The organism is Stenotrophomonas sp. YJH_SMC_12-1 (assembly GCF_059370935.1).
Genome location: NZ_JCAFUD010000001.1, coordinates 725,603 through 743,408, shown reverse-complemented (window position 1 = coordinate 743,408; position 17,806 = coordinate 725,603). Strand labels below are relative to the sequence as shown.

At 67.4% G+C, this 17,806-nt stretch carries 14 protein-coding genes and 1 pseudogene; 9 read left to right on the top strand and 6 right to left on the bottom strand.

Annotated features, from left to right (window positions below):
- Positions 1-125: pseudogene (locus AC5P8Y_RS03390) on the top strand (IS110 family transposase); the annotation flags it as partial.
- 218 nt (positions 126-343) lie between these two features.
- On the opposite strand, the gene AC5P8Y_RS03385 reads toward AC5P8Y_RS03390, so the two are convergent.
- Positions 344-1,546: a lipase family protein gene (locus AC5P8Y_RS03385; RefSeq protein ID WP_111108678.1), complete on the bottom strand. Its 1,203-nt coding sequence runs from the start codon at positions 1,544-1,546 to the stop codon at positions 344-346.
- 190 nt (positions 1,547-1,736) lie between these two features.
- On the bottom strand, positions 1,737-2,624 hold the full coding sequence (locus tag AC5P8Y_RS03380; RefSeq protein ID WP_024956778.1) for an outer membrane protein assembly factor BamD: 888 nt from the start codon (positions 2,622-2,624) through the stop codon (positions 1,737-1,739).
- Between the two features lie 113 nt (positions 2,625-2,737).
- Here AC5P8Y_RS03380 and rluD point away from each other — a divergent pair, with 113 nt between their 5' ends.
- The 4 genes from rluD to AC5P8Y_RS03360 are packed head-to-tail and all read left to right on the top strand — an operon-like array spanning position 2,738 to position 5,436.
- The gene (gene rluD / locus AC5P8Y_RS03375) at positions 2,738-3,727 is read left to right on the top strand and encodes a 23S rRNA pseudouridine(1911/1915/1917) synthase RluD (RefSeq protein ID WP_019660164.1); all 990 of its coding nucleotides are present in this window, start codon (positions 2,738-2,740) and stop codon (positions 3,725-3,727) included.
- Positions 3,727-4,497, top strand: a complete 771-nt coding sequence (gene pgeF, locus AC5P8Y_RS03370) for a peptidoglycan editing factor PgeF (RefSeq protein WP_049403024.1) — start codon at positions 3,727-3,729, stop codon at positions 4,495-4,497. The genes rluD and pgeF overlap by 1 nt, the downstream gene beginning before the upstream one ends.
- A gap of 2 nt (positions 4,498-4,499) precedes the next feature.
- Positions 4,500-5,024 (top strand): DUF4166 domain-containing protein, encoded by a 525-nt coding sequence (locus tag AC5P8Y_RS03365; RefSeq protein WP_033833012.1) that lies wholly within the window; start codon positions 4,500-4,502, stop codon positions 5,022-5,024.
- Positions 4,999-5,436: a thiol-disulfide oxidoreductase DCC family protein gene (locus tag AC5P8Y_RS03360; protein ID WP_111108679.1), complete on the top strand. Its 438-nt coding sequence runs from the start codon at positions 4,999-5,001 to the stop codon at positions 5,434-5,436. Before AC5P8Y_RS03365 ends, AC5P8Y_RS03360 begins: the two co-directional genes overlap by 26 nt.
- A 70-nt stretch (positions 5,437-5,506) precedes the next feature.
- On the opposite strand, the gene otsA is transcribed toward AC5P8Y_RS03360, so the two are convergent.
- From otsA to AC5P8Y_RS03340, 4 genes are all read right to left on the bottom strand, one after another.
- Positions 5,507-6,871, bottom strand: a complete 1,365-nt coding sequence (gene otsA, locus AC5P8Y_RS03355; protein WP_005410785.1) for an alpha,alpha-trehalose-phosphate synthase (UDP-forming) — start codon at positions 6,869-6,871, stop codon at positions 5,507-5,509.
- Positions 6,868-8,649 (bottom strand): glycoside hydrolase family 15 protein, encoded by a 1,782-nt coding sequence (locus tag AC5P8Y_RS03350; RefSeq protein ID WP_012481088.1) that lies wholly within the window; start codon positions 8,647-8,649, stop codon positions 6,868-6,870. Before AC5P8Y_RS03350 ends, otsA begins: the two co-directional genes overlap by 4 nt.
- Before the next feature lie 41 nt (positions 8,650-8,690).
- Positions 8,691-9,449: a trehalose-phosphatase gene (otsB, locus tag AC5P8Y_RS03345; RefSeq protein ID WP_005410783.1), complete on the bottom strand. Its 759-nt coding sequence runs from the start codon at positions 9,447-9,449 to the stop codon at positions 8,691-8,693.
- Positions 9,450-9,685: 236 nt separating this feature from the next.
- A complete protein-coding gene (locus AC5P8Y_RS03340) occupies positions 9,686-12,121 on the bottom strand; it encodes a TonB-dependent receptor plug domain-containing protein (RefSeq protein ID WP_164133609.1) in 2,436 nt (811 codons plus the stop codon).
- A gap of 215 nt (positions 12,122-12,336) precedes the next feature.
- Here AC5P8Y_RS03340 and AC5P8Y_RS03335 point away from each other — a divergent pair, with 215 nt between their 5' ends.
- From AC5P8Y_RS03335 to AC5P8Y_RS03320, 4 genes are all read left to right on the top strand, one after another.
- Positions 12,337-12,819: a DUF3574 domain-containing protein gene (locus tag AC5P8Y_RS03335; RefSeq protein ID WP_049410962.1), complete on the top strand. Its 483-nt coding sequence runs from the start codon at positions 12,337-12,339 to the stop codon at positions 12,817-12,819.
- Between the two features lie 36 nt (positions 12,820-12,855).
- Entirely contained in the window at positions 12,856-13,710 is an 855-nt protein-coding gene (locus tag AC5P8Y_RS03330) for an XAC2610-related protein (protein WP_111108692.1), read from the top strand.
- A 131-nt stretch (positions 13,711-13,841) separates the two neighbouring features.
- A complete protein-coding gene (locus AC5P8Y_RS03325) occupies positions 13,842-15,560 on the top strand; it encodes a thiamine pyrophosphate-dependent enzyme (protein WP_111108681.1) in 1,719 nt (572 codons plus the stop codon).
- Positions 15,561-16,173: 613 nt separating this feature from the next.
- Complete coding sequence (locus tag AC5P8Y_RS03320) at positions 16,174-17,778, top strand: SulP family inorganic anion transporter (protein WP_164133555.1); 1,605 nt, start codon at positions 16,174-16,176, stop codon at positions 17,776-17,778.
- Positions 17,779-17,806: the final 28 nt, after the last annotated feature.

Below are 17,806 nucleotides of genomic sequence, written 5' to 3'. Positions count from 1 at the left end.
TTTACGCTGGCCTGAAGGCCAAGGGCAAAGCGAGCAAGGTGGCGCTCGTGGCGGTCATGCGCAAAATGCTGGTGATCCTCAACGCCCGTAAGCGAGACGCCGAGGTGGCCCTCGGCTGCCCCTGACAAGACAGTTGCTACTGCCTCCGGTAGTGCCGGCCGCTGGCCGGCAATCCGTATTCCGCGCATCCACGCATTGCGCGGATCTACTGCCTCCGGTAGTGCCGGCCGCTGGCCGGCAACCCGTATTCCGCGCATCCACGCATGGCGTGGAGCTACTGCCTTTGGTAGTGCCGGCCGCTGGCCGGCAACCCGTATCCCGCGCATCCACGCATGGCGTGGATCTACCGGGCGTCGTCGAGCAGCTGTTCGAGGCCGGCGGTTTCCGCAGCGTCGTTGAAGTGGCCGTCCCCCAGCCGGGCTCGTACGAATGCCAGGCCATCCGCCGCCGCCGCGTCCAGCGTGCCGCGATGGTCGACCGGGTAGCGCCGGAACGCTACCGGCTCGCCGCGCAGCGCCAGGCCTGCGGCATACAGCAGGGTGGTCAGATAGGGCACGTCGCGGTCCTCGCTGCCGTGGCCCAGGATCAGCGGTTGGCTGAAACCGCGGCGCGGTACGCCAAGATAGTCGTACAACACGGCCCAGATGCCTGGCACGCTGGTCAGCGGTGCGGTGAACATGCTGCCGGTATCCGCGCCGTCCAGCGTGGTGGCGAGTTCGCCCAGGCACTGCTCGCGTGCCACTGCCACGCGAGCGCGGCCGGTGTCGCTGAGGACGCGGTCGATCTGCGGCGCAACCTGCAACAGACCATCGAGCAGATACGCGTGATACGCGCTGAGCGCGCCAGGATTGGCGATGCGGTTGTCCGGCTTCATCACCAGTGCGGTCAGATCGACGGCGGTGGGCGTGCCGGTGGTGAAGCTGCCGCGGTAGTGCAGCGACGGGCCAGCATAGGTGGGCGCCAGATGCCCGGCAGTGAGCGCGGCGGCACCACCCTGCGAATGGCCGACCGAGACCCAGCGCGGCGACAGCGTTGCGGTGCCCAGGTACTGGCGGCTGGCTTTGACGAGGTCGATGGCATTGCGCGCGGCAGCGCGCACATGCAGATAGGCATGGTCACCTGGACTGCCGAGGCCCTGGTAGTCCGCAGCAACCACCGCATAGCCCTGTGCCAGGAACTGATCGAGGAAGCGGCCGTCGCGTTCGGGTTGGTAGGGGCCGGAGACCGAGGGCGCACAGTAATCCGCGATGCCCTGGGTGCCATGTGCCCAGGACACCACCGGCCAGCCGCCTGCAGGCGCCGCGCCGGCGGGCAGGTACGGCAGGCCGGCGCCTTCGGCCAGCTGGCCGCGATGATCCGGGGTGCGGTAGCGCAGCTTGTAGGCCTGCGCGGCCTTGGACGGCACCCATGACGCGCGATAGGGGGCAGCAGACAGCAGATCGCCCGGTGCGGGTGAGGCAGCCGCCACGGGGCCCGAGGACAGCGCCAGCAGGCCAGTGGCGAGGAGGCAGGCGAGCGGGCGGAAACGGCGGGGCGGTGGGGTCATGGGGCGCTCCTTCACGGCCGGGATGGCCGTTGCGCCGCAGTGTGGATGGCCTCGCCTACGCCGATCGGGACCGGCGTCGCATCCGCCGGGGATTCGTAGAATTCCTAGTGTCGTGGTCCATGGGCGCACGAACCCTCCACGCATGGCGTGGATCTGCCGACAAAGAAAAGGCCCCTTTCGGGGCCTTCTTTTACTTCTTTTCCAGTCGCGCGTTGCGCTGGCCGGTGCTGGCGGACTTTTCGCCAGCGAACGGGTTCAGCTTGCGGATCATCCACGGGTACTTCGGCCACTTGCCTTCCAGCCACGGGTGGTCCGGCTGGTTCAGCTGCAGGACGCGGCGGGCGTCGTCGGCCAGGGTCTTGTTGCCCAGGTGGGTGTAGGAATCGGCCAGGACGGCGACCGCATCGTACTGGAACGCGCTCTGCGGATAGGTTTCCAGCAGGTAGTTGGCGCGGCCGGCGGCCGAGACCCAGGCGCCGCGGCGCATGTAGTACAGGGCGTTGTCCAGCTCATGCTGGGCGAACACGTCACGCAGCTCCAGCATGCGCTGGCGCGCATCGGCGGCGTAGCGGCTGTTCGGGTAACGGTCGACCACGATGTTGAAGTCCGAATATGCCTGGTGCGGCGTGGACAGATCGCGGCGGCTGGCATCCAGCGACCATACGCGGCGCAGGAAAACCGTACTGCGGTTGGAGTTGGCCAGGCCGCGCAGGTAGTACAGGTACGCGATGTTGCGATGGGTCGGGTAGGTACGGATGAAGCGGTCGATGCTGGACACTGCATCGTCGTGCTTGCCGGCCTTGTACTGCGCGTAGGCGGTTTCGATCATCGCCTGTTCGGTATACGGGCCGTACGGATACTGGGCCACGAGGCGGCGGAAGCTGGTTTCAGCCCCGCTCCAGTTGCCACCCTGCATCAGCTTGTGGCTCTTCTCGTACAACTGTTCGACCGGCGTCCCTTCATCGGGGCGATCGCCCTTCTTGGCGCCACGGTGGCAGCCGGTGGCGGCGATGACCAGCACCAGCAGCAGGGCGGTGAGGCGGACGGGCGCGGAGAGCATGGAGGAGCGTCGGATCATGAGGTCAAGGCGGGACGCGGCTGGAATACGAAGGGTCGATGATAGCCTAGTGTCCTGTCCAGCGACTGAAACCGGCCGCCGGGACCCCAAAATTTCAAAGAATGCCCCCTGCCATGTCTGAACAACCCTCTGAATCGGCCCGCCAGGCCATCGTCCCCGATACCGCTGCCGGCCGCCGTTTCGACGCCGTGGTGGCCGAACTGTTCCCCGAATACTCGCGTTCGCGCCTGACCGAGTGGATCAAGGCCGGGGAGGTCCTGCTGGACGGCGCCCAGGTGCGCCCGCGCGATCCGCTGCGCGGTGGCGAGGTGGTGACCCTCAACGTGGTGCTGGAAACCCAGACCGACGCCCAGCCGGAGGACATCCCGCTGGACGTGCTGTTCGAGGACGAGCACCTGCTGGTGATCAACAAGCCGGTCGGCCTGGTGGTGCACCCGGGCGCGGGCAACCACAGCGGCACCTTGGTCAACGCCCTGCTGTTCCGCGACCCGTCGGTGGCGGTGCTGCCGCGCGCGGGCATCGTGCACCGCCTGGACAAGGACACCAGTGGCGTGATGGTGGTGGCCAAGACCCTGGAAGCGCAGACTGCGCTGGTCGAGCAGCTGGCCGCACGCGACGTGCACCGCCAGTACCTGGCCATCGTGATGGGTGCGCTGGTGGCCGGCGGTACCGCCGATGCCCCGATCGACCGCCACCCGCGCGACCGCCTGAAGATGGCGGTGCGCGAGGACGGCAAGGAAGCGATCACCCACTACCGCCTGCGCGAGCGCTTCCGTGCGCACACCGCGCTGGAGTGCCGCTTGGAAACCGGCCGTACCCACCAGATCCGCGTGCACATGGCGCATGTGCGCCATCCGATCATCGGTGACCCGCTGTACGGCGGTGCGCTGAAGCTGCCCAAGGGGGCCAGCGATGAGCTGGTGGCCGCGCTGCGTGGCTTCAAGCGCCAGGCCCTGCACGCCGAGACCCTGGAGTTCACCCATCCGATCACCGGTGAGCCGGTGCGCAACACCGCGCCGGTGCCGGAGGACATGCTGCACCTGATGAAGGTGCTGCGCGAAGACAGCGAGGCCTTCGCCGCGCGCGAGCGGGACCGCTGGTGATGGCCGCCGCGCTGCCCGTGCTGCAGGCGGACTGGCCGGCGCCGCCGGGCGTCCATGCGTTGACCACGCGTCGGCACGGTGCGGGCATTTCGCCGGCGCCGTTCGCGCAGTTCAACCTGGGCAACCGGCACGCGGCCGACGGTGATACCCCAGCCAACGTAGAGCACAACCGCCAGCTGCTGCAGCAGGGGCTGGCGCTGCCCTCGACACCGCACTGGCTGCGCCAGGTGCACAGCAGCACCGTGCTGCGCTTCACCGCGCCGCCGGTGCCCGGCGCAAGCGAGCCGGTGGCCGATGCCGCAGTGACCTCGGTGCCGGGCGTGGTGCTGGCGATCCTGACTGCCGACTGCCTGCCGGTGGTGTTTGCCGCCGCCGATGGCAGTGAGGTGGGCGCGGCCCACGCAGGCTGGCGTGGCTTGGCCGACGGCATGCTGGAGGCCACCGTGGCCGCCATGCAGACGCCGCCGGCGCAGCTGCGGGCCTGGCTGGGCCCGGCCGCCGGACCGGCCGACTACGAGATCGGCGAGGAGGTCTACCACGCCTTCGTCGGCCATGATCCGGCCGCCGAGGCGGCGTTCGTTGCCACCCGCGCGGGCCACTGGAGGGTGGACCTGTTCGCGCTGGCGCGGCAGCGGTTGCAGGCGGCGGGCATGGACCCGGCGCAGGTCCATGGCGGCACGGTGTCGACCATGGCCGATCCGGACCTGTATTCGCACCGGCGCGACCGTCGCACCGGGCGCATGGCGACGCTGGCCTGGATCGCGCCCTGACCTTGCCGCTGTTCGCGCGCGTGCTGGGGCCGGCCTTCGCCACCCTCGCAGGGCCGGTGCAGGCGCTGCATGCCGCGCCGTTGCCTTGCCGCTACGTGGGGCGGGCGCACATCGTGAGGGGGCGGCACTGGCTGGTGCCGCTGCTGGCCGCGTTGGCGCGGCTGCCGAAGGACGGTGGAGCGTTGCCGACCGAAGTGGCGTTCAGTGCACACGGGCAGGGCGAGCAGTGGGCGCGGCGTTTTGGCCGCTGGCCGATGGTGTCGCGTCTATGGGCGCACGAGGGCTGCCTGCGCGAGCAGTTGGGCGCGGTGCGCTTCGAGTTTGATCTGCAGGCCCGCGAGGGTGGCATCGACTGGTCGGTGCGTCGGGTCTGGGCGTTCGGGCTGCTGCCGTTGCCGAGGCGCTGGTTTGGTGGCGTGCGTTGCCGCGAAGCCTGGCAGGGCGAGCGTTACACTTTCCTGGTCGATGTGACGCTGCCCTGGGCGGGAGCCCTGATCCGCTATGAAGGTTGGCTCGAACCGCAGTGAGGCCGCCGCCGAGGCGGGCAGCGCGGTGATCGTATTCGATGGCGTATGCGCGCTGTGCAATCGCTGGGTGCGCTTCCTGCTGCGTTTCGGCCGCGCGGGGCGCTACCGCTTTGCGGCGATGCAGGGGCAGCAGGGCAGCGCGATGTTGCGCGCGCACGGGCTGGACCCGCAGGACCCGATGTCGTTCCTGCTGCTGGACGCGCAGGGCGCCTGGACCGATACCGATGCGATCCTGCGCGTGCTGACGGGGCTGGGCGGCGCCTGGCGCCTGATCGGCGTGGTGCGGGCAGTGCCGCGTGGCTGGCGTGATGCCGCGTATCGCGCGCTGGCGCGCAACCGCTACCGCTGGTTCGGGCGGCACGACGCCTGTCATCTGCCCGCACCGGAGCAGGCAGCGCGATTCCTGGATTGAAGGAAAAAGGGACGGAGGGGATCAAGTCGTTTGTGCACAAACGCCTTGATCCCCTCCGTCCCTTTTTTCCTCAACCTTCCAGCGCGTCCAGATAGCTGCGGCGCCAGTGATTGATGTCGTAGGTGCGCAGGTGATCCATCATCGCGTGCCAGCGTTCCTTGCGCCTGCTCAGTGACATCGTTGCTGCCGTGGCGATGGCGTCGGCCACGCCGTCCAGATCGTGCGGGTTCACCAGCAATGCCTGCTTGAGTTCGTCGGCAGCGCCGGCCAGCAGCGACAACACCAGCACGCCGGGATCTTCCGGGTCCTGCGACGCCACGTATTCCTTGGCCACCAGGTTCATGCCATCGCGCAACGGCGTGACCAGGCCGACCGCCGCCGCCCGGTAGAAGCCGGTGAGGGTGGCATGGGTGAAGTTCTGGTTGACGTAGCGCAGCGGCGTCCAGTCAGGTTCGGCGTGGCCACCGTTGATGTGGCCGGCGATCTGTTCCAGCTGGCTGCGCAGCTGCCGGTACTCGGTGACGTCGCCGCGCGAGACCGGGGCGATCTGCAGGTAGGTCAGCGAGCCGCGCTGGTCGGGGTGGCGCTCAAGATAGCGCTCGAAGCCAAGGAAGCGTTCGGGCAGGCCCTTGGAATAGTCCAGGCGATCCACGCCGATCGCCAGCTGGCGATCGCGCAGGCTGGCGCGCAGGTTCTTCACGGCGGCCTTGGTGGCCGCGGTGCCGGCCTGGCGTGCGATCAGCTCGGTGTCGATGCCGATCGGGAAGGCGGCGGCACGGAAGCGGCGCCCGCCCGGTGCTTCCAGCTCGCCGTTGTCGAGCACGCGGCCGCCGCCGAACAGGCGCAGGTAGGTCTGGAAGCGATCAGCGTCGCGCTGGGTCTGGAAGCCGACCAGGTCGTAGGCGTACAGCGCGGAGAACAGCCGCAGGTGGTCGGGCATCGCCTGCAGCAGGTCGGCAGACGGCATCGGGATATGCAGGAAGAAGCCTATGCGGCAGCCGATGCCGCGCTCGCGCAGCAGCGCACCGAGCGGGATCAGGTGGTAGTCGTGGATCCAGACGATGTCGTCCTCGCGCAGCAGTGGCGCGAGCTTGTCGGCGAACAGCGCGTTGACCTTGTGGTAGGTCTCGCGGGTGCCGCGGTCGTAGTCGACCAGATCCAGGCGGAAGTGCAGCAGCGGCCACAAGGTGCGGTTGGCGAAGCCGTTGTAGTAGCCATCGACCTCGCGCTTGCTCAGGTCCATGGTGACGTAGTCGATGTCACCGTCTTTCTGCCGGTGCAGCGTGCCGCTGCCTTCCTTCACCGTCTTGCCACTCCAGCCGAACCACAGGCCACCGCGTTCCTTCAGGGCAGCCAGCAGGCCGACAGCCAGGCCGCCGGCGCGGTTCTCGCCGGGCACGGCCACACGGTTTGAAACCACGACCAGACGACTCACGATGCCTCCTGCCAGGACCGCGACAGGCGCATTGCGGCGGTGATCAGGCCGACGTGCGAATAGGTCTGCGGGAAATTGCCCCAGGCCTCGCCGCTGTCGAAGGCCAGATCCTCCGACAGCAGGCCCAGGTGATTGCGCTGCTTCAGCAGCAGCTCGAACATCTCACGTGCTTCATCCATGCGCCCGATCGCGGCCAGCGCGTCGATGTACCAGAAGGTGCAGATGGTGAAGCTGGTTTCCGGTTCACCGAAGTCATCCGGCGCGACATAGCGGTACAGCGAATTGCCATGCTTGAGGTCGCGGCCGATGGCATCGACGGTGGCGATGAAGCGGGTGTCCAGCGCGTCGATGAAACCGATATCGGCCAGCAGCAGCAGCGAGGCATCCAGCCGATGGCCACCGAAGGTATCGGTGAAGTGGCCCAGCTCCTCGTTCCAGGATTCGGCCATGATGCGCGCGTGGATGGTGTCGGCGCGCTCGCGCCAGTAATGCGCGCGGTCGTCACGCTTCAGGCGCACGGCGATTTTGCACAGGCGGTCGCAGGCAGCCCAGCACATCGCGCTGGTGTAGGTGTGCACTTCGGTGCGGCCGCGGAATTCCCACAGGCCGGCATCGGGTACGTCGTGCAGGGCGAAGGCCTGTTCGCCCAAGGGTTCCAGGCGGGCAAAGGTGTGCGCATCACCCGGGTCCTGCAGGCGCCGGTCGAAGAACAGCTGCGTGGAGGCCAGCACCACGCTGCCGTAGACATCGTGCTGGCGCTGCACCCAGGCCAGGTTGCCACGGCGCACCGGGCCCATGCCGCGGTAGCCGGACAGGCTGGGAACCTCATCTTCGTCCAGCTTCGCTTCGAAGCCGATGCCATACAGCGGCTGCAGCGTGCCGTCGGTGGTGGCCAGGTTGAAGATGTAGCCGAGGAACTGTTCCATCGTGCGCGTTGCGCCGAGACGGTTCAGCGCCCGCACCACGAAGGCCGCGTCGCGCAGCCAGCAGTAGCGGTAGTCCCAGTTGCGCACGCTGCCGGGTGCTTCCGGAATGGAAGTGGTCATCGCCGCGATGATCGCGCCGCTGTCCTCGTACTGGCACAGCTTCAACGTGATCGCACTGCGGATGACCGCGTCCTGCCATTCCAGTGGAATGGACAGGTAGCGCACCCACTCGCGCCAGTAGTCGCGGGTGCGCTGGAAGGCTTCCTGCACGTAGCCGCTGATCGAACGATTGAGCGATTCATCCACGCCCAGGATCAGGTGGATCGGATGGTTGAGCACGAACGGCAGGCCGTCGCGCACGAAGCGCACCGGCACATCGGTGGTCAGCCGCAGCACGTGTTCGGGCAGGATCCAGCGCACATGGTTGCTGCCCCAGGTGGATTCGGGCACGCGTGCGCCCCAGTCCGCCAGGGGGCGCGCACGCACGGTGATGCGCGGGCTGCCAGCCAGCGGACGCACCTGGCGGATCAGGCTGACCGGGCGGTAGAAGCGATCGTTCTGGCGCCAGCGCGGGGCGAAATCGAGGATTTCCAATGCGCCGCCCTGCGTGTCACGCAGCACGGTGCGCAGGATCGCAGTGTTGGTGAGGTATTCCTGCTCGCTGCTCGCGAAGTCCTCCAGCTCGATGGCGAAGTCGCCGCCGGTCTGCTGGTTGGGGCCGAGCAGGGCGCAGAAGGTCGGGTCGCCGTCGAAGGTGGGCAGGCAGCTCCAGACAACGCGGGCATGTTTGTCGACCAGGGCGCCGAAGCTGCCGTTGCCGACCACGCCCAGATCAAGATCGGGTTGGGTCATCACGCGGTACATCTCGGTTGCGGCCGTGGGGGTTGGCCGGGTCAATAGGCATTCTCACGCAGCCAGGCGTGCACGCTGCGTATGTCGGGCAGCGCGAACACGGCCGCACTGGGTTCACGTTCACCCACCAGCACGCTCCAGCCATGCTGGCCGTTGGCGGCATCGAAGCCGAATTCGTCGGTGAGGTCATCACCGAGGAACACCGGCAGGCGGCCGCGGAAGGGCAGGTACTGCATCATCCGGCGCACGGCACGGCCCTTGTCGGTGCCGACAGGCACGAACTCGACCACATGGTCGCCAGGCTGCAGGCGGTAGCTGGTGCGGCCACGCACGTGGCGGTCAGCGAAGGCGCGGACATCGCTGGCGGCATGCGGCGCACCGCGCCAGTGCAAGGCCAGGCCGACGCCCTTGTCTTCCACCAGCACGCCAGGATGCCCATGGGCGAAGCGCATCGCCTGCTGATGCAGCGCGTGCAGCCATTCGGCGGTGTCGTCGTCGTGTTCGTCGCGCAGCACACGACCGTCTTCGCCACGCAGCTCATGGCCGTGCAGGCCGGCGGCGGGTAGTTGCAGAGGGGCGAACAGTTGATCCAGCTGTTCAAGCGGGCGACCACTGACCAGTGCCACGGCACCTTCCAGGCGGTCGCTGATGCGGCCGATGGCTTCACGCACATCCGGCAGCAACTGCACGGCATCCGGGCGTGCAGCGAATTCGATCAGGGTGCCATCGACATCGAGGAACAACGCACAGGCGTCGTCCAGCAATGGCGGTGGCGGACGCAGGGGGAGCGGTTCAGCCATGACGCCCAGCTTGCCAGCGTGGGCGTGTACGCGGGGTCGAGGGCAGGCTACGGCCCTGCTTCGGTGGGTGCCGACCGTTGGTCGGCACGGCAGGTCAGCCTGCATCCAGCTCAAACAGTGTGGACCAACGGTCCGCCCCCCCCCAAAGCAGATCCGCACCCGGATCACGAAGTTGCCGGCCAGCGGCCGGCACTACCGTGTCGTGCGGACCAACGGTCCGCACCTACCCAATGCGATCAGAACGTATAGCGGACGCGGCCGTAGTAGTACGCGCCGTTGCTGCCGATCGGCGACAGCACGTCATACGGCAGGTTGCCGAAGTAGTGGATATCGCTGTTGGATCGATCCGGGTAGTTGTCGGTCAGGTTCTGGCCGCCGATGGCCACGCTCCAGCGCGGAGTGATGCGGTATTCGACCTCCGCATCCAGCTGCCACTCGGCCTGGTAGGTCTGGCGCGGGATGTAGCCGTCACCGAAGTTGAACACGCGGGTGGCGCTGCCGTAGCGGTTCACGCGGCTGCTCAGCGACCAGTGGTCGTTGCTCCACGCGGCAGAGAAGCTGCCGCGGGTACGCGGCGTGGCATCGGTAAGCGTGTTGGTTTCTTCGATGCCGAACAGCACGTAGTCCGGATTCAGTGCACGCAGCTGTGCCGGCGTGGCCAGCACGTTCTTCAGCGTGGTCTTGGTGTACGCATAGGTGCCGGTCAGCAGCAGCTGGCCGTCGCCCAGCGACTGGCGCCAGTTGCTCACCAGCTCGGCGCCGCGGGTGCGGGTATCGGCGGCGTTGACGAAGAAACTGGCGCTCTGCAGGCCGCTGACGCCGTAGTTGGCGGCCACGTAGTCGGTCAGTGCATCGCCGGTGATGCTCTCCGACAGCGCGATGCGATCGTCGATGTCGATCTGGAAGAAGTCCAGTGACAGGTCGAAATGCTCGCCGATGCGGCTGGTGAAGCCCAACGAGGTGTTCAGCGATTTCTCCGGCTTCAGATTCTGCGCACCCAGGCCACGCGCGATCGGATTGTTGACCGACAGCAGGCGGCCCTGCACCAGCTGGCCGCCAGCGTTGTAGCCGGTGGAGGTGGATTCGTAGCCGATCTGTGCCAGCGACGGCGCACGGAAGTTGTTGGAGATGGCACCGCGCAGCGCGAACGCCGGGGTGAATTCATAGCGCAGGCCGAGTTTGCCGGTCAGTTCACCGCCGAAGTCGTCGTTGTGCTCGTAGCGCGCGGCCAGGTCGGTGGAGAACTTCTCGCCGAACTGACTGGACAGGCTGGCGTAGGCGCTGGCGACATCGCGCGACAGGGTGGCCGCGTCCTGCGGGGTCAAGCCGCCACCGGCCTGCGAACCGGTCGGGCGGTCGGTGTACGGGCCGGCCGCATAGCTGGCCGGGTCGCCGGGACGGGTCTGGTAGCGCTCATGGCGCGCTTCCACGCCCAGGCCCAGCGTGTGGCTGATGCTGTCGCTCTGGGTGAACACGCGGCTCAGGTCGAGATTGCCCACCGTCTGTGCGTACTGGTAATCGGCAGTCTTGAAGCGGGTCGGGCTGGTCGGGCCCAGCGAGGCGTTGAGCGAATCACGCAGGCGGTAGGTGAAGTCGTTCTGGCCGTAGTCCAGGCTGCCGTCGTAGCTCCATTCGCCCCACTGCCCGCGCACGCCGGCCACGGCCTGAACGTCGCGGTTCTCGCCCTCGGAGATCGGCCGGTACCCATTCGGATAGACCTCCTTCCAGTTGGCCTCGCCATCGGGGTAGCGGAAGTAGTTCGCACCTTCGGTATCGCGCTGGTTGAAGGTGCCGAATGCATAGAATGTCGAGGTCTGGCCCACCGGGATCTCGGTGTTCAGCCACAGGTTGATGTCCTTGCTCTTGCCATCGCCCAGCACATAGTTGCGCTTGCCCTGCAGCGCCAGGTTGCCCGGGGTCTGGTCCCACGGCGGAATCTGGTCGAAGCCGGCGCGGTTGGTGCCGTTGCGGTGCTTGTATTCCAGGCCGACGCGCAGGAAGCCGCCGTCCTCGCCCAGCGAGGTACCGACCTTGGCGCTGATATTGCCGGTCTGGCCGTCGGTAAGGGTACGCCCGATCGGCTTGAGGTCGGTGTGGTTGGCGCCGTAGCTGGCCTCGATCTCGCCACCGTCGCCGCCGTTGTCGAGGATCACGTTGATCACACCGGCCACCGCATCCGAGCCATACAGCGCACCAGCGCCATCACGCAGTACTTCGATGCGCTTGATCGCGCTGACCGGGATCGAATTGAAATCAACCGGGGTGGTGCCCTTGCCGATCTTGCTGTCGGTGTTGACCAGCGCGGTGTGGTGGCGGCGCTTGCCGTTGACCAGCACCAGCACCTGGTCCGGCGACAGGCCACGCAACTGCGCGGCGCGCACATGGTCGGCGCCACCGGAGTTGGACTGGCGCGGGAAGTTGAACGACGGCAGCAGCGCCTGCAGCGCGCTGCCCAGCTCACCGTTGACCACGCCCGCCTTGCGGATGTCCTCGGCGGTGAGCACATCCACCGGCGAGGTGGATTCGAGCACGGTGCGGTCGGCGGCACGGGTGCCGGTGACGATCACCGTATCCAGGTTGGTGGCGTCCTGGGCCAGGGCCGGGGCGGCGGCGGAGGAAAGCGCGAGGGCGATGGCGAGGCCGAGCGGCGACGCGGGCAGGCGGGCGGACATGGGGGCTCCAGCAACAACGACGACGGGGGAAGAGGAGATAGTTTCACTTACATCCATCCGGATGAAGCGATATATTATCTTCGCGTGATGACCGGTGCGGATGCAAGCCCCTGCCGGTCCGGCATGAGCTGATGCCCGGTTGGCATCAGCACGCCGGGCCGGTGGCGCTGTACGCTGCCGGCTCGCCTTGTCCCCCCTTCTCCGGAGCTGTACCGATGAAACACCTTGGCCTCGTCTTCGCCGTGCTGTTGGCCACCAGCGGCTGCGCCAGCCTCTCATCGCAGGCGCCCAGCGCCTATGCCACGGCCACCACCGCCGAACTGAAGGGCGATGCTGCACGCCCGTCCGCCGGCCACGGCTGGGTGCGCAGCGAGCTGTATTTCGGCGTGGGCGAGGAGCAGGGCGCCGGCAACCGCCCGCAGGCCGATACCATCAGCGAGGCGCAGTGGCGCACCTTCCTGGACAAGGAAGTGACCCCGCGCTTCCCGGATGGCCTGACCGTGTTCGATGCCTATGGCCAATGGCTGTTCCGCGGTGATGCCGCGCCCAACCGCCTGCGCACCAAGGTGCTGGTGGTGCTGCATGAGGACACCCCGCAGCGCCGCGCCGATATCGAAGCGATCCGCCTGGCGTGGAAGCAGCAGACCAGGCATCAGTCGGTGCTGTGGTCGCGGCAGCCGGTCGAGGTATCGTTCTGAGTTGAAGGTGCCGCCGCGGTGCCGCAGGGAGCAATGATGAACTACAGGGAATGCCTGCTGGGCCTGGTGTTGGCCGGCGCGCTGGCACCGACGGCGCAGGCGGAGGACGAGGGCGAAACGCTACGCTTCCAGGTGGCCGCGCATGTGCAGGCGCACGCCGATCCCCAGCAGGACGGAAGCATCGTGGTGCAGCTGTCACCGTCGGGCAAGCGGCAGACGCTGGCGGGCGCGGCGGATGCCGACGGCAATTCGCGCTGGGGTCTGGAGGACGTCGATTTCGATGGCTACCCGGAACTGGTCGCGCGCGCCTCGGTAGGCATGGTCAACGAGGCGGTGGCGGTGTACCGCTTCGATCCGGCCAGTGCCGGTTTCCGCGCGCTGCAGGCCGATACCCACGGCAAGGACAGTTGTGGTGACCTGATGGGGCTGAGTGTCGACCGTCCGAGCCGCACCCTGACCAGCAGCTGCCGCAGCGGCCCGATGTGGTACACCGACCAGTACCGGTTTGCAGGCGCGAAGCTCCATCTGTACCGCTCTGAGAGCGTGCTGATGCTGGGCGATACGTTGAACGCCGCGCTGCATTGGGAACAGACCGAAGAGCAGGGCCCGTTGGCGGTCTGGCGCACCTATGACCCCGCCGGCCGTGTGCTGGAAAGTGCCATCGCCGATGGCCTGGGAGCACCGCCGGACGGGCCGTTGCGGGGGCAGCAGGCCACCGTGGTGCCCGCGCGCCTGTTCCTCTTCGACCGACCCGGCGCGTCCAGCACCAAGCGTTACCTGGTGCAGGGGGATCGCGTGGAACTGCTGGATGAACAGGACGGCTGGGTGAAGCTGCGCTACCGCAACGTGAAGCAGGGCGCGGTGGTGGGCTGGATCAACGTCAACGATTGAAGAAAAAGGGGACGGAGGGAATCAAGTCGTTTGTGGCACATACGACTTGATTCCCTCCGTCCCCTTTTTTTGCGGAGGCATCACTTCATCGGGTCTAGCCTCGGACGTTCCCCCGTTCGAGGATGTATCCGATGAGCAAGCGCGTGGCCGAAATCGTGGTGGACGCCCTGCAGCAGGCCGGTGTCCGCCGTTGCTACGGCATCGTGGGCGATACGCTCAACCATGTGACCGATGCGATGCATGGCAGCGAGATCGCATGGGTGCATGTGCGGCATGAGGAAGTAGCAGCCTTTGCCGCAGGCGCCGATTCGCTGGTGAGCGGCGAGTTGACCGCCTGTGCGGGCTCCTGTGGTCCCGGTGGCCTGCACTTCATCAACGGCGTGTTTGAGAGCAACCGCAACCGTGCGCCGATGGTGCTGATCGCCAGCCAGGTGGTGACCAGTGAGCTGGGCATGGAATTTCCGCAGGAAGTGGATTTCAAGGCGGTCTATGGCAGCTGCACGGTGTTCTGCGAGCAGGTGCACAGCCCGGAGCAGGCGCGACGCGTGGTGGCCCTGGCCTGCCAGGCGGCGATCAGCCGGCGTGGCGTGGCGGTAGTGATCCTGCCGGCCGACATCAGCCAGGCTGAGGTGAAGCACGATGTGCCGTTCTCGGTGCACTACACCCAGCCGGTGCTGCGCCCGTCCGACGCCGAACTGCAGCGCATTGCCGAGCTGCTGGGGCAGGGCAAGCGTATCGGCATCTATGCCGGTGCCGGTTGCCAGGGCGCGCACGCGCAGCTGCTGGAACTGGCCCGGCGCCTGCAGGCGCCGGTTGCGCATACTTCGCGCGCCAAGGATTTCGTCGAGCCGGACAACCCGTACAACATGGGCATGACCGGAATCTTCGGCATCGAATCCGGCTTCCACACGCTGATGGAGTGCGACACGCTGCTGCTGCTCGGCGCCGACTTCGCCTGGGGCCAGTTCTACCCGGACAAGGCCACGATCATCCAGGTCGACCGCGATGGCAGCCACCTCGGCCGCCGCCACCCGGTAAACCTGGGCGTGGTCGGTGACATCGCACCGACGCTGGATGCCTTGCTGCCGATGCTGCCGCCGCGCGAGGACAGCAGTTTCCTGGACGAATGTATCGAACGTCGCGACAAGGCGCTGAAGAAGCGCGAGCAGGAAGAACAGCCGGGCGAGGGCGAGCTGATCCACCCGCAGCATCTGACCGCGCTGCTGTCGAAGCATGCCAGCGACGATGCGCTGTTCACCGCTGACGGCGGCTCGCCGATGGTCTGGGTGCTGCGGCATATCCGCGTCAACGGTCGCCGCCGCACGCTGACCAGCCTGCTGCACGGCACGATGGCCAATGCAATGCCGCAGGCCCTGGGCCTGCAGAAGGCGTTCCCCGGCCGGCAGGTGATTTCGCTGTCCGGCGATGGTGGCCTGGCGATGCTGTTGGGTGACCTGCTGACCGCGGTGCAGGAAAACCTGCCGATCAAGGTGGTGGTGTTCAACAATGGCTCGCTGAACTTCGTCGAGCTGGAGCAGAAGGTGGAAGGCCTGCTGGACAACTACACCGACCTGAAGAACCCGGACTTCGGGCGCCTGGCCGAGGTGATCGGCTTCCACGGCCGCACGGTGACCCGTAGTGAGGATCTGGAGGAAGCGGTGCAGGATTTCCTGGCCCAGCGCGGCCCGGCGCTGCTGGATGTGCATACCAGCCGCGCCGAGCTGGTGATGCCGCCGCAGATCGAGGCCAAGCAGGTGGCCGGTACCGCGCTGTATGCAGCCAAGGCGGTGTTGAACGGCCGCTTCGACGACGTGAAGCATCTGCTGGTGGACAACTTCCTGAAGAAGTAACGGGGTGGGTTTGATGCAGGGCTGCGCCCTGCACCCGCTACGAGCCGGAGCCAGAGCAGAAGCGGGCTTCCTGAGGGATGGCGGGGTGGGTCCGGTTGCGGGGGACGCCGTAAACCCGTCCCTGGGGGCTTGGCCGCGGCATCCATGCCGCGGACACCCCCGCAACCGGACCCACCCCACCTTCGACAGTTTCCTGCGATCTGTCGGTAGATCCACGCCCTGCGTGGATAGCGTGGAAATGATCGAATTGTTCGTGTAGAGCCGAGCCATGCTCGGCTCAGAGCGAAGCGACCCGCTTTTGCTTTTGATCCTTTGATTCCTTTCCGTGGCTGGCACGCGCAAGGAATTATCAGGGAATTATCAGGGGCCGGTCGGGATGGGCTGCGCAGGACCGTTGGCGCCATGGATGGCGCCATCGAGCCCCCAGGGATGGGTTTACGGCGTGTCCTGCGCAGCCCATCCCGACCGGCCCACTCCGATAAAGCTGCTTTTGACGCCCCCCCCAGCCACGAGGGGCTCCGCCGTTGGCTGGAACCCATCATTCCACGACGGAATTGGCGCGCTGGCCCCGCTGGGCCTACCATCGGCGGTCCCCACCCCCACCGCCCCTTCCATGTCCGCTCCCGCTTCCGCCGCACCGCGTCGCTGGTTCGTCGCCGGTGACTTCAACGGCTTCTTCGGTCTGGTCGTCGACAACCTCTCCATCCTCGGCTTCATCGCCATGGCCCTGGTCGGGATCTTCCAGTTCCCCGCCGACGTGGTGTTCGGCCGCATGTTCCCCGGCACCGCCTTCGGCGTGCTGGTCGGCAACCTGCTGTACACCCTGATGGCGCGGCGGCTGGCCGCGCGCACCGGCCGCGACGATGTCACCGCCATGCCGCTCGGCCTGGATGCACCGACCAGCATCGGCATGGCGCTGCTGGTGCTCGGCCCGGCCTTCCTCGCGTTCAAGCAGCAGGGCATGGACCCGCACGCTGCGGGCATCGCCACCTGGCAGCTGGGCATGGCCGCGCTGGTCATCATGGGCGTGCTCAAGTTCGTGCTGTCGTTCTTCGGCGAAGCGGTCACCCGCGCGCTGCCGCGAGCCGCGCTGCTGGGTTCCATCGCCGGCATCGCGCTGGTGCTGATGGGCCTGCTGCCGCTGCTGGAAACGCTGCGCTCGCCGCTGGTCGGCTTCACCACGCTCGGTTTGCTGCTGTACGTGCTGATCGCCAAGGGCAAGCTGCCGGTGCGTGGCCCGGGCGTGCTGCTGGCCTTCGTGTTCGGCACCGTGCTGTATTACGGCCTCGGCCTGGCCGGGCTGGGCGCGCCGGGCTTCCATGTGCCGGCGTGGGTGCCGCCGCAGGTGGTGCTGCCACTGCCGACGCTGGGCTTCCTCGACGGCCTACCCACCGCGATGACCTACCTGCCGCTGCTGTTGCCGTTCGGTCTGCTGATGGTGGTCGGCGGCATCAACGTGTCTGAAAGCGCGCGCGCAGCCGGCGACGACTATCGCACCCGCGACATCCTGCTGGTGGAAGCGGTGGCCACGCTGGTGGCCGGCGTCTGCGGTGGCGTGGCGCAGACCACGCCGTACATCGGCCAGCCGGCGTACAAGCACATGGGTGCGCGCAGCGGCTACACGCTGCTGACCGGCCTGTTCGTCGGCATCGGCGGCATGCTCGGCATCATCTCCGGGCTGGTGCAGTGGCTGCCGCTGGCGGTGCTGGCACCGATCATCGTGTACGTGGCCATCGATATCACCACCCAGGCCTTCCAGGCCACGCCGCGTCACCACACCGGTGCGATGGTGTTCGGTTTCCTGCCGTCGGTGGCCTACCTGCTGGCGATCAAGGCACCTGGCTGGATCGCGCCGGACCAGCTGCCGCAGCTGCTGACCAAACTGGATGGCCACGGTCTGCCCGAGCTGGCGGTGATCTTTACCCTCGGCAACGGCTTCATCATCACCTCGATGCTGTGGATTTCGGCGGTGGCGGCGATGGTCGATGGCCGCCTGCGCCGTGCCTGCGGCTTCCTGCTGGTGGCTGCGGTGCTGACCCTGTTCGGGCTGATCCACTCGGTGGATCCGCGCGGTGGCATCTACCTGCCGTGGGAGCTGGACGGCCTGGCGCGCATCGTCAGCTGGCAGTTCGCTGGTGCCTACGTGGCACTGGCGTTGCTGCTGGGGTTGCTTTCGCTGCAGAAGCAGCCGGTGCAGCCGCTGGGTGAAAACAACTGACCCAACGGTAGTGCCGGCCGCTGGCCGG